This window comes from Pseudolysinimonas sp. (genome assembly GCF_031389465.1).
Classification (GTDB): Bacteria; Actinomycetota; Actinomycetes; order Actinomycetales; family Microbacteriaceae; genus Pseudolysinimonas_A.
Genome location: NZ_JANMSQ010000140.1, coordinates 1 through 11862, shown reverse-complemented (window position 1 = coordinate 11862; position 11862 = coordinate 1). Strand labels below are relative to the sequence as shown.

Below are 11862 nucleotides of genomic sequence, written 5' to 3'. Positions count from 1 at the left end.
CCCCGCCCGGCTGAGCGCCGCGCCCGTAGAATCGGGCGGTCAGCCTCTGTAGCTCAATGGAAGAGCAGTTCCGTCCTAAGGAAACGGTTGGGAGTTCGAGTCTCTCCAGGGGCACCAAATGCCCCTCTTGCGAACCCTGTGCCTGAGAAATCGGCTCACGGAGTGGGGCATTACGCCTAGCCGAGCAGCGCCACGCCGAAGTCTGCGACGACCGCCCGCACTTCAGCGAGGTACCGCTCGGCCTGCCCGGTGAGGGGGATCGCGGAGTGACCGATCCAGCCGATCTCGATGCGTTCGTCAACGTCGAGCGGTACGGCGACAATCTCCGGGTCGAGGTCATCGCTGATGATGCCCGTCGAGATCGTGTAGCCGTCGAGCCCGATCATGAGGTTGAAGATCGTCGCCCGGTCGGAGACCCGGATCTCCCGCTTACTCGACAAGGTGGAGAGGATCTCCTCGGCGAAGTAGAACGAGTTGTTCGCCCCCTGGTCGAAGGTGAGCCGCGGCAGGTCGGCGAGATCGGCGAGGGTCGCGCGATCTCGAGCGGCGAGCGGGTTCTTCCGAGAGATGAAGATGTGAGGCGAGGCGACGAAGAGCGGGTGGAATGCCAGCCCGGAGTCCCGGAGCAGCTTGTCGATGACGTTCCGGTTGAAGTCGTTCCGGTAGAGGATGCCGAGCTCGCTGCGAAGCGTGCGGACATCCTCGATGATGTCCCAGGTGCGGGTCTCCCGCAGCGAGAACTCGTACTCGGCTGCGTCGACACTCTTGACCATGCGCACGAACGCGTCGACCGCGAACGAGTAGTGCTGCGTCGACACCCCGAGCAGGCGCCGCGACGGCGGCCGGCCGAGGTAGCGCTGCTCAAGCAGGGCGGCCTGCTCGACGACCTGCCGGGCGTACCCGAGGAACTCCGCACCATCGGTGGTGAGCGTGACCCCGCGGGCGGAGCGGACGAGGAGGGCGCGGCCCACCCGGCTCTCGAGGTCTTTCATCGCCGCAGACATGGTCGGCTGGGCGACGTAGAGGAGGTCCGCGGCTGCGGTGATCGACCCCTCCGCGGCGACCTCGATGAAGTAGAGGAGTTGTTGCAGCGTGATGCCGCTCGAAGGCCGGGCCATAGGGAAAGACTATGGCAGTGCATAGCGGGGGCGAATTACCCGATGTCCGCAGTGCTCTTGCACCATGGAGGCACCGACTTCCTCACAGGCCGACCCGGCCGACCGACCACCGGATGGGCCGCTCATGGCGAACGAGTTCACGTTCAGCATCACCACCACCCGCTTCGACGAGGACTACGCGCCGTCGCACAGTTCCCGTGCCACCACGAACTTCGCCAATCTGGCCCGGGGCGAGCACCGTCAGCAGAATCTCCGCAACGCCCTGACGATGATCGACGGCCGGTTCAACGACCTCGCGCGCTGGGACAACCCGGACGGCGACCGCTACACCGTGGAGCTCGACATCGTCTCCGTCGGCCTGCAGTTCACCTCGGAAGGCGAGGATCGGGAGTTTCCGCTGCTCGAGTTCCTCGACATCCAGATCGTCGACCGGCACACCGGCGGACGCCGCCAAGGGATCGTGGGCAACAACTTCTCGTCCTACGTCCGCGACTACGACTTCAGCGTGCTGCTGACGGCCTTTAAGAAGGAAGCCGCGCCCGGATCCATCGTCCCCGACGACTTCGGAGATCTGCACGGCAAGCTGTTCGAGCGCTTCCTCGACTCCGACGTGTACCGGGAGCGCTTCCCGACGACGCCGGTGATCTGCATCAGCGTCTCGACGAGCCGGACGTATCGTCGCACCGTGAACGTCCACCCGATCCTCGGCGTCGAGTACGAGCAGGACGAGTGCTCACTGACCGACGAGTACTTCGGAAAGATGGGCTTGCAGGTGCGCTACTTCATGCCGCGCGATGCCGTGGCGCCGCTCGCGTTCTACTTCCGCGGCGATCTGCTCGGCGACTACTCCAACCTGCAGCTCATCGGCACGATCAGCACGATGGAGACGTTCCAGAAGATCTACCGACCGGAGATTTACAACGCGAACTCGGCCGCCGCGAGCATCTACCGCCCGACCCTGGAGCAGCAGAACTACTCGCGCACGCAGGTCGCCTACGACCGCGAGGAGCGCAGTCAGCTCGCGGTCACGCAGGGGAAGTTCACGGAGGAACACTTCATGAAGCCGCACGGGACAGTGCTGGAGCAGTGGGCCGCCGACTACCCCGTTCCCGTCGGATGACCGGCGCACTCCTTCCCACCGTGCTTGTCGGCAGCATGCCGAAGCCGTCGTGGCTCGCGCAGCCGGAAGCCCTCTGGTCTCCGTGGAAGTTGCAGGGTGACGAACTGGTCGAGGGCAAGCAGGATGCGCTGCGCATCGCGGTCCAGGAGCAGCGCCGACGCGGCATCGACATCGTCAGCGACGGGGAGCAGACCCGCCAGCACTTCGTCACGACGTTCATCGAGCATCTCACCGGGGTCGACTTCGAGCAGCGCGAGACGGTTCGAATCCGCGATCGGTATGACGCGAGCGTGCCGACCGTCGTCGGGGCCGTGAGCCGCGAGAAACCCGTGTTCGTCGATGATGCGAAGTTCCTCCGTCGGCAGACCGATCAGCCGATCAAGTGGGCGCTCCCGGGCCCGATGACGATGATCGACACGCTCTACGACCGCCACTACAAGAGCCGAGAGAAGCTGGCGTGGGAGTTCGCGACGATCCTCAATCAGGAGGCGAGAGAACTCGAGGCGGCGGGGGTCGACATCATCCAGTTCGACGAGCCCGCCTTCAACGTCTTCTTCGACGAGGTGCAGGACTGGGGAGTCGCCACGCTGGAAAGGGCGGCCGAGGGACTGCGCGCGGAAACAGCCGTGCACATCTGCTACGGCTACGGGATCAAGGCGAACACCGACTGGAAGGCGACGCTCGGGCCCGAATGGCGGCAGTACGAGACATCCTTCCCGCTCTTGCAGCAGTCCACCATCGACATCGTCTCGCTGGAAAGCCACCACTCCCATGTCCCGATGGACCTCATCGAGCTGCTCCGTGGCAAGAAGGTCATGCTCGGGGCCATCGACGTGGCAAGCGCGGCGATCGAAACTCCGGAGGAAGTCGCCGAAACCCTCCGGAACGCGCTCGAGTTCGTCGATGCGGACAAGCTCCTCCCCAGCACGAACTGCGGCATGGCGCCTCTGTCTCGGGACGTTGCACTCGAGAAGCTGAGCGCGCTGAAGGCGGGTGCGGACATCATTCGCGCGGAGCTCACTGCCTCACGGCCCTGACCGCCCCGGCCATGGCGGATGCGTGCCTTCTGGGATATGCTTCTCAAGACATATTTGAAGGAGATGGTCGATTGGCCAACGCATCGACGCTCGTGCGCGCGGCACGTAAGAGCAGGCTGCTCACTCAGGAGCAGCTAGCCGAGCGCGCGCGTGTCGACCAAGCTTCCGTCTCCCGGTCTGAGGGTGGGCGTGACGCTGAGTTCAGGACCGTCGATCGTCTGCTCGCTGCTGCCGGCCATCGCCTGTATTCCGCGCCGACTCGCCGTGACGATGCCGCGACGGTTGCCGCGGAAATCCGGCAACGACTCCGCGATGGCGACAAGGATCGAGCACTGCGTGCGCTGATCCAGTTGAACGACAACCTCGTTGCGGAACGAGGTCTCGTCCGCGGCGTCCTCGGCCTCGCTGAACCGGAAACGACGAAGGACCCGGTGTGGGACGCGGCCCTTGCGGCGGTCGTCGCATGGCGACTTCGCGACGAGGAACTCCCGACCCCAGATTGGGTAGATGCCCGGAACAGGTTTGTTCACGAGCGCCGAGGTCTCGGGGTCGATGCCGCGGATCCCATTCCGCCGGACTCCGAGGTGCCCGAAGAGTTCGCCAGGCGAGGCGTACTCGTCTGGCGGGATACCTTCGCGAGCGTCTGACTTTGGCGACCGCCCTCGAACGCGATGACATCATCGTCGGCCTCCGTGAACTCGTCGACGAGTTATGGAATGCCGGGGAGGTCGCGGGGATCCGATTGGTCGGCGGTGCCGCCCTGGCGCTCCGGTACTTCGACCGTGGAGTCACCCAAGACCTCGACTCGCTCCACGTCAGCCCTGGGAGCGACACCGCAGTCGCCGCTGCGGCGGCCAAGGTCGCCCAGCGCCACGACTGGAATGCATCCTGGCTGAACTTCGAGGTCACGCGCGCCGATGCGCTGCCTACGCTTGGCCGCGCAGTCGAGTGGGAGACGATCTACGACAAGGACTGGATCACCATCCAGGTCGCGTCGAAGGAGGCGCTACTCGCGATGAAGCTCAGGGCCAATCGGCCGGGTCGTGATACGCGCGACATCCGACTTCTCCTTGGCCTCTGTGGGATGACGACACTTGCGGAGGCGGAGGCTCTCTACGACGAGTTCTACCCCGGCGACAGCCTGAGCGATCGAGCTATCCAGATGATCACGAGGATCCTCGCGAACGGCCCGATCGAGGCACCGGAAGCTCCACCGCGTCCCGTCATCTGAAGGCAGCCACGCGGGCCGATGGACTCGCGCTCCGTCCACCAGACCTCGGGTGCTTTTCGAGTCCCTCCAGGGCACGAAGCCGCAGTCGCCCCAGAGTCCCGCTGGCCCTAGCATGGCGCCATGCCGAACCCGACCACCGCATCCGTCTTCCCGTATGGTGTCGCGAGCGGGGATGTCACGCACGACCGCGTCGTGCTCTGGACCAAGGTCGCGAACCCCGGCGACACCGTGCGCTGGGAGTGCGTCGCGGTCGACGGTGGACAGGCGCAGCGGGGTGAAGCCGAGAGCGATTCGGTGACCGGGTCTGTGCACGTGAGCGTTGACGAACTCGAGCCGGGAGTACAGCATCGCTACCGCTTCGCGGTCGACGGCACCTCGTCGATCGACGGGCAGTTCCGCACCATCCCGACCGATCGTGCCGTGCGGTTCGCGGTCGCCTCCTGCGCGAAGTACAACTCGGGGTACTTCAACGCGTACCGCGCGATCGGGCAACGTGACGACATCGACTTCGTTCTGCACCTCGGCGACTACATCTACGAGGCGGCGCAGATTCCGACCGGCAAGCAGACCGCGGGAGCCGCAACCGACCGGCCGATGGATCCGCCCGGCGATTGCGTCACGCGAGACGACTACAACCGTCGCTACGCCCTCTATCGCGGCGACCCCGACCTTCAGGCGCTGCACGCCAGCCACGCGATGATGGCGACGATCGACGACCACGAACTGAGCGACAATGCGTGGCTCGACGGGGCGCAGGAGCACGAGGAGGAGCACCAAGGTCCGTGGAGCGACCGCCGCGACGCCGCGCTGACGGTATGGAGCGACTGGATGCCGACGCTCCGCCGCCCGGCCAAGGGCGATCCGATCTGGCAGGAGATCGATCTCGGAGTCTCCGGTCGCATCCTGCTCGGCGAGACCCGGTTGGCGCGCAGCGACCCCGACGGCCCGCGCGTCCCAGAGAAGACCGCGCTCGGTCTCGAGCAGCGCGGCTTCATGCTCGACCGGCTGAGCACCCCGAACCCCGGGTGGACGTTCCTCGCGCTGCCGTCGATGCTGTCCGACCTCGATGCCGCGATCGGTGATGAGACGGCGCTGTTCGCGTTGCACAAGATGAAGATGGCCGAGGCCGACGCGCCCGAGTCGTTCCACGACCTCTGGGACAACTTCGACTTCGAACAGGACGCACTGATGGATGCCGCAGCCCTCGCCGATCGAACCGTCGTGTTGAGCGGCGATGTGCACTTCTCGGCGGAACACGTCAATCCGCTGCGGAACGGTGGCGAGTTCATCGAGTGGACGACGCCCTCCGTCACCTCCGCCAACCTCGACGACAAGATGAAGTGGCCGCGCGGCACCGAGTCGCGCACCTACGAGGCGGCGATGGTGAGGATGCTGCGCGACCTCCGCTGGTGCGACCTCGACAGCCACGGCTTCCTCGTCGTCGACTGCGCGCCCGAGCGGTTGTCGTGCCAGTGGTGGTTCGTCGATGAGGTGCTCACGTCGAGCGATGGGCTCGAACTCGGGCACGAGGTCGTGCTGACCCCGTAGTCCACATTGCTCCCGCCGGTCACTCCGCCAGGTCGCGGAAGTCGAGCACTCGCGCCACGACATCGCGGGCGACATCCTGAACCGAGCGTGAGGTCGCGAACGAGTGGGCACGCAGCCGCGCGAACGCCTCGGTCGCCGAGACGTTGAGTTGGGCGAGGATCATCCCGGTGGCCTGATGCACTTCGCGGCGCATTGCGGGGTTCGAGAGGCCCTCCGGCGGCCGTTCCTCATCTGCCTCGTGAAGCGCGCGCATGACGGCGCCGCGCGTGACCTTGCTGGTCAGCCTGATGGCGGTCGCGATCTCGGAGGGACCCAGAGTGACGACGCGGGGGGAGGCGAGCCCGACGACGCCGACGGTGACGGCTCCCAGAAACATCGGGAAGGCGAAGACTGAATTCACGCCGAGTTGGCGGGCCGCCACCGCGAACGCCGGCCACGGCGTCGGAGGACCGTCGAGCGATGAGACGAGCACGGGGCGCGCGGTGCGTAACGCATCCCACTGCGGACCTTCGCCGAGTTCGAGCTGGAGTTCGTCGAGCCGGGCGGCGACCGGGTGGGTCGCACAGATGGTCGACTGCCGCCCGTCACCGTCGAAAACCGATACCGACGCCCAGGCAACTCGCAGCTCGCGGGGGAACGGCGCACAGAGCGATTCTCCGCCTGCAGGACGCCCATCACGGGGATCCGCCATGTGGCGCCTTCGGCTCGGTCCGCGGATCCGGCCTCAGGGCCGGGCTGGGTCTTATCTGGCCACTGTACGCTTCGAGCACGACCCGACGGTCGGCCTACCGGGCCAACTGCGATCGCGACATGAGTGGGGATCGTCATGGGTGAGTTGTCGAGAGAACAGCGCATCAACGCTGCGTTCGTCACCGTCGCCGATACCTTGATCGCCGACTACGACCTGATCGACCTGCTGCACACCCTCGTTGAGGTCTGCGCCGAGGTGCTCGACGTCGAGGCGGGCGGCCTGGTGCTGGCCGACGAAGACGGTGAGCTGCAACTGCTCGCGTCGACCAGCGAGCAAGCCGACCTCGTCGAGATCATGCAGCTCAGTGCCGGCGCTGGACCGTGCGTCGACTGTTTTCGCACCGGCTCCGTCGTGCAGCTCGCCGACATCGCCGAATCGGGCGAGAGGTGGCCCGAGTTCCAGGCGGCGGCGCTCGGGCAGGGATTCCGCGCCGTTCACGCCACTCCGATGCGGCTGCGGGGTCAAGTGCTCGGTGCCTTGAACCTGTTCAGCAACGAGCCCGGAATCCTCAACTCAGCCGATGCAGGGGTTGCCCAGGCGCTTGCGGATGTCGCGACGATTGGCATTCTGCAGGAGCGCAGCATCCGCGAGACCGGGATCGTCGCCGAACAGCTGCAGTGGGCGCTCGAGAGCCGCGTGATCATCGAGCAGGCGAAGGGTGTGCTGTCGGCACTCGAGCAGATCGGTGTTGACGCAGCATTTACCCGCCTTCGGGACCACGCCCGCAACCACAACATGACCCTCCGCGCCGTCGCCGAAGGCGTCACCGCGCGAACTCTTAATCTGAGCCCGCGCCCGAAGGTGTAGTCTCAGCCGCAGTTGCTCTGGTCCTCGGCAGCGGGTTTCTATCCGCGCCGATCTGAGGGGTCCAGCTATGAGCAACGTCCTCGTCGAGGTGGCAATCACCGATACCCATTCGGCTGTCGCCCCCGATTCCATCCGCGGTCCCGTGCCGGCTGTGACAGAACTCGTCGTCGGCCCGCGGCCCGCATTCGGGAACCCGTATGCCATCAGACTGAGCGCCGAACTGGTCGAGGTGATGGCTCACTGGCTGCAACGTTCGCAGTGGCGGCACGGGATTTCGTACTCCCACCCGGCGCACCGTCGGTTCTAACTCTTCACAGCGTTCGGGCGAACGGGTCGAAGTCGACGGGCATGGCCTCGATCGGCTCGAGGCTGCTTTCCACGGTGACGAACTCGCCGCGGGCGGCGGACTCCTGGGCGGCGACCATGGTGTCTAGCACGTGGTAGCCGAGCTCGCCGGTCGCCCGGTGCGGCCGGCCGGCGCGGAGTGCGCGCGCCATGTCGAGAGCGCCGAGGCCTCGACCCACGACGACGCCTTCTTCGGCCACGTCGACCCAGGGCTGATCCGTCCCGGCTGTGATGCCCGGGTCGGCGCCCCGGTGGCTGAAAGGCCGGGTGATCGCGCTGTGCCCGGTGAACATGTTCGGATCCGGCAACACGATCGTTCCCTCGGTGCCCGAGATCTCGACGACGCCTTGACGACGCAGCGGCGAGTCGAAGCTCAGCAGCGACTGCGACTGCGCTCCCTGCTCGAACTGAGCGAGCACGTTGATCGTCGACGGCACCTCGACGGGGAAGGTCGTACCCGCCTCCGGCCCCACCAGGATCTCGCGCTGCTCGACGGCTTTGAGGCTGAGCGCGGCAACCGAGGCGACCGGACCGAGGATGCTCACCAGGGTCGTGAAGTAGTACGGACCCATGTCGAAGAGGGGGCCGGCGCCGTGCGCGTAGAGGAAACCGGGGTTGGGGTGGAACACCTCGGGGCCCTGGTACTGCATGCTCGTCTGAGCGAACAGCGGCCTCCCGATGTCGCCGCGCTCGATCGCACGCTTGGCCGACTGGACGCCGGGGCCGAGCACCGTGTCGGGGGCGACGCCGACTCGCAGGCCTGCGGCAGCCGCCTGCGCGAGGAGCGCCCGTGCGCTCTCGCGATCGATGCCGATCGGCTTTTCGCTCCATACGTGCTTTCCCGTGCTGATCGCCTGGGATGACACTTCGACGTGCGCCGCCGGGATCGTGAGGTTGATCACGAGCTCGACGCCGGAATGGGCGAGCACGTCGCCGGCCGTACCAAACGCCGGGACGCCGTGCTTGTGCGCCTGCGCGGCCGCACGCTCGGTCATTTGGTCGCCGACGATCAGCACGTTCAGATCGGGGAAGCTACCCAGGTTGTCCAGATACGTGTCGCTGATGTTCCCCGCACCGATCACCCCGATGCCGACCGGGCCAGATCCGACGGGGGCGAAGGCGGCCATCAGACCAGACCCCGGGCCGCAAGGAACTCATACCCGGTTTGGACGCCCTGCCAGATGTCGCCCGAGTACGCGTCGAATTCGATGATCGCGAACCCGGCATGCGTGGCCGCGTCCAACGCTGCGGTGAGGGCGACGACGCCGTGGCCGGCGGGGACCTGATCGGTGGGAAGCGCACCGAGCGAGGGCAGCGGTTCGAGCGTTCCGTCCTTGATGTGCAGAGCCGTGACCTTGTCGCCGAGCCTCTCGACGAGCGTGGCGACGTCGGCTCCGCCGGCCGAGGCCCAGTACAGGTCCAATTCCAGGCTCACGGCCGGGTCGAGGAGTTCGGCGAAGATCTCCAGGGGGAAGCGGCCGTTGATCTTCGTCAGGAACTCCTGGTTGTGATTGTGGTAGCCGACCGAGACGCCATAGTCCGCGCCGATCCGTGCGGCGCCGTTGAGCGCGTCGGCGGTCTTGGCGATCTCCTCGACGCTCTCCCAGCGGTCGGCCGCGACGAACGGGTCGAAGACCGTCGTCATACCGAGTTTCTGTGCGGCGGCGAAGACCTCGGCCGGAGCAGGCACGGCGATCGAGGAGTCGAACGGGTTCTCTGTACCCGATGCGAGCGAGGCGTGACCGGTCGGCGACGTGATGCCGTGCCGGGCGAAAGCTGCGCTCAGTTCGTCTGCGCGGCTGACGAAACCGAACGCTTCGACGTGGGTGAACCCGATCGACGCCAGCTTCGCGAGCGTGCCATCGAGGTCTGCGGCGAGTTCGTCTCTCACCGTCCACAACTGAATGGAGATGGCGGGGTTGGGCATGGGCTCCTGCTTTCTGGGCATCGTCGCGTGACGGGAAACCTAACACAGAAACCACCACATGGAGGTTTGTGGTCGCTAGGCTTCCGACATGGCCGACCAACCCACTGCGGCATCGCCGGTGCGTCCCGGCTCCTATGCGAAGGGCGTGGCCCGACGTCAGGAGATCCTCGACCGGGCGATTGAGGTGTTCGCCGACAAAGGGGCAGATGGCACCTCACTGCGAGCGATCGCCGAGAAAATCGGCGTCTCGCACGCCGCCCTGCTGCACTACTTCGGCTCGCGTGAGGAACTCCTGGTGGAAGTCCTCCGCGAGGGCGAGCGTCGTCGCCTCGACCCGGCGGAGAAGACCGAGGTCGTCGGAATCATGGTGCGTGCCGCGGAGCGCAACGTCACGATCCCAGGATTCGTCGCCCTCTATACGACGCTGCTCGCAGGCTCGCTCGAGGCCGACAAGAAGTACTCGCGCGACTTCTTCTCCGCACGTTTCGCGCAGTTGCGCGCCAAACTCGTCGTCTGGATCCGTGCCGGTCAGGAAGCCGGCACGATGCGAGGCGACGTCGATGCCGTAGCCATGGCGGCGCTCGTCATCGCGGCATCCGATGGCCTCCAGACGCAGTGGCTCCTCGACCCCGACGTGGACATCGCGAAAAGCCTGCACCTGCTCGAAAGGATCCTCGCGCCCTAGCCCGCCGACGACGCAATGTTGCGTAACAACCCTCGTTTCCTGAAGCTGGCGGACTAGCGTCCCAGGTGTCTTCGCACGGAACACCGTGCGGTCATCAGGAAGGAAACCGCCATGAGCACCACCGCCACCGCCGACAACGGAGTCAACACCGAGGCCCTCCTCGGGGCGCGCGACGCACTGCGTGAGGCCCCCGCCGCCGCGCAGTTCACCTGGAAGGCCACCTCGGAGTGGATCCGAGGAACCCACTCGCGTCAGACCATCGAGCACTTCCAGGGTCTCGGCGCCGAGCAGAAGCACGTCAAGGCGTTCGTGCTCGAGGGTGACCACCCCGAGGTCTTCGCCTCCGAGGACAACGCGCCGACCCCCGTTGAGACCGTTCTCGCCGCCCTCGCCGGCTGCCTCACCGCCGGTGTCGCTGCCGTCGCCCAGAACCGCGGCATCCAGCTCAAGAGCGTCAAGGCGACCGTCGAGGGCGACCACGACATCCTCGGTATCCTCGGCGGCGACCCGGAGGTGCGCAACGGCTTCAACGACATCCGCGTCTCGTTCGACATCGACGCCGACGCGTCGAAGGAAGACATCGCGGCGCTGGTCGCCCAGTCGCAGAAGCGCTCGGCCGTCTTCGACGCGCTCACCAACCCGACCAACGTCACCGTCAGCGTCGCCTAAGCCTCTGTGACGACACGCACCACCGTCGTCATCGTCGGGGCCGGTCATTCCGGCCTCGCCATGAGTCGCCGCCTTACCGAGCGGAGCATCGACCACGTCGTGCTCGAACGCGGTGAGGTGGCGAACTCGTGGCGGCGTGATCGCTGGGATTCGCTGCGTCTGCTCACCCCCAACTGGCAGAGCGGTCTTCCCGGGTTCGATTACGCCGGCGATGACGCGGACGGCTTCATGACCTCACCCGAGGTTGCCGACCATCTCGGGGCGTACGCGCGCGCGATCGAAGCGCCCGTGCGATCCGGAGTGACCGTCACGAGCGTCGCGCCCGCCGATAGCGGGTACCGGGTCACCACCGACGACGGCGAGTACGAAGCGGATGCGGTGGTGCTCGCCAACGGCGGCAGCGGCATCGCGAACCTGCCACCGGTCGCCGACGGGGTGCCCGCCGGCATCCTCTCTCTCACCTCGAAGTCGTACCGGTCGCCGGAGTCGCTCGCCGACGGGGGAGTGCTCGTCGTGGGGGCTTCCGCGAGCGGCGCCCAACTCGCCGACGAGATCGCGCGCGCGGGCCGCGACGTCACCCTCGCCGCGGGGGAGCACGTGCGGATGCCGCGCAGCTACCGAGGC

14 protein-coding genes and 1 tRNA gene are annotated in these 11862 nt (G+C 66.6%); 11 read left to right on the top strand and 4 right to left on the bottom strand.

Annotated features, from left to right (window positions below):
• Positions 1-42: 42 nt before the first annotated feature.
• Positions 43-117, top strand: a tRNA-Arg gene (locus RMO30_RS05485).
• A gap of 59 nt (positions 118-176) precedes the next feature.
• Here RMO30_RS05485 and RMO30_RS05480 read toward each other — a convergent pair.
• On the bottom strand, positions 177-1118 hold the full coding sequence (locus tag RMO30_RS05480; protein WP_309710514.1) for a LysR family transcriptional regulator: 942 nt from the start codon (positions 1116-1118) through the stop codon (positions 177-179).
• Between the two features lie 124 nt (positions 1119-1242).
• Here RMO30_RS05480 and RMO30_RS05475 point away from each other — a divergent pair, with 124 nt between their 5' ends.
• From RMO30_RS05475 to RMO30_RS05455, 5 genes are all read left to right on the top strand, one after another.
• Positions 1243-2238 carry a putative oxygenase MesX gene (locus tag RMO30_RS05475; RefSeq protein ID WP_309710517.1) on the top strand — a complete coding sequence of 332 codons (996 nt, stop codon included), beginning with the start codon at positions 1243-1245 and terminating at the stop codon, positions 2236-2238.
• Complete coding sequence (locus tag RMO30_RS05470; protein WP_309710511.1) at positions 2235-3275, top strand: methionine synthase; 1041 nt, start codon at positions 2235-2237, stop codon at positions 3273-3275. Before RMO30_RS05475 ends, RMO30_RS05470 begins: the two co-directional genes overlap by 4 nt.
• An 11-nt stretch (positions 3276-3286) precedes the next feature.
• Positions 3287-3922, top strand: a complete 636-nt coding sequence (locus RMO30_RS05465) for a helix-turn-helix domain-containing protein (protein ID WP_309710508.1) — start codon at positions 3287-3289, stop codon at positions 3920-3922.
• A gap of 2 nt (positions 3923-3924) precedes the next feature.
• On the top strand, positions 3925-4506 hold the full coding sequence (locus tag RMO30_RS05460; RefSeq protein WP_309710507.1) for a hypothetical protein: 582 nt from the start codon (positions 3925-3927) through the stop codon (positions 4504-4506).
• A 120-nt stretch (positions 4507-4626) separates the two neighbouring features.
• Positions 4627-6054, top strand: coding sequence for an alkaline phosphatase D family protein (locus tag RMO30_RS05455; protein WP_309710505.1), 1428 nt, complete (start codon positions 4627-4629; stop codon positions 6052-6054).
• 19 nt (positions 6055-6073) lie between these two features.
• Here RMO30_RS05455 and RMO30_RS05450 read toward each other — a convergent pair whose 3' ends face one another.
• Complete coding sequence (locus tag RMO30_RS05450; RefSeq protein ID WP_309710502.1) at positions 6074-6745, bottom strand: GAF and ANTAR domain-containing protein; 672 nt, start codon at positions 6743-6745, stop codon at positions 6074-6076.
• Between the two features lie 135 nt (positions 6746-6880).
• On the opposite strand from RMO30_RS05450, the gene RMO30_RS05445 reads away from it, so the two are divergent.
• Together RMO30_RS05445 and RMO30_RS05440 are read left to right on the top strand one after the other, a co-directional pair.
• The gene (locus RMO30_RS05445; protein WP_309710499.1) at positions 6881-7612 is read left to right on the top strand and encodes a GAF and ANTAR domain-containing protein; all 732 of its coding nucleotides are present in this window, start codon (positions 6881-6883) and stop codon (positions 7610-7612) included.
• Positions 7613-7679: 67 nt separating this feature from the next.
• The gene (locus RMO30_RS05440; protein WP_309710496.1) at positions 7680-7919 is read left to right on the top strand and encodes a hypothetical protein; all 240 of its coding nucleotides are present in this window, start codon (positions 7680-7682) and stop codon (positions 7917-7919) included.
• A 4-nt stretch (positions 7920-7923) separates the two neighbouring features.
• Here the strand turns inward: RMO30_RS05440 and RMO30_RS05435 are convergent, their stop codons facing one another.
• Positions 7924-9084, bottom strand: a complete 1161-nt coding sequence (locus tag RMO30_RS05435) for a Gfo/Idh/MocA family oxidoreductase (RefSeq protein ID WP_309710494.1) — start codon at positions 9082-9084, stop codon at positions 7924-7926.
• Complete coding sequence (locus RMO30_RS05430; protein ID WP_309710491.1) at positions 9084-9884, bottom strand: sugar phosphate isomerase/epimerase; 801 nt, start codon at positions 9882-9884, stop codon at positions 9084-9086. The genes RMO30_RS05435 and RMO30_RS05430 overlap by 1 nt, the downstream gene beginning before the upstream one ends.
• Before the next feature lie 88 nt (positions 9885-9972).
• Here RMO30_RS05430 and RMO30_RS05425 point away from each other — a divergent pair, with 88 nt between their 5' ends.
• From RMO30_RS05425 to RMO30_RS05415, 3 genes are all read left to right on the top strand, one after another.
• Complete coding sequence (locus tag RMO30_RS05425) at positions 9973-10569, top strand: helix-turn-helix domain-containing protein (protein ID WP_309710489.1); 597 nt, start codon at positions 9973-9975, stop codon at positions 10567-10569.
• 111 nt (positions 10570-10680) lie between these two features.
• Complete coding sequence (locus RMO30_RS05420; RefSeq protein WP_309710486.1) at positions 10681-11238, top strand: OsmC family protein; 558 nt, start codon at positions 10681-10683, stop codon at positions 11236-11238.
• A 6-nt stretch (positions 11239-11244) separates the two neighbouring features.
• Positions 11245-11862: NAD(P)-binding domain-containing protein (locus RMO30_RS05415; protein WP_309710483.1), on the top strand; the 618-nt coding region annotated here is incomplete at its 3' end.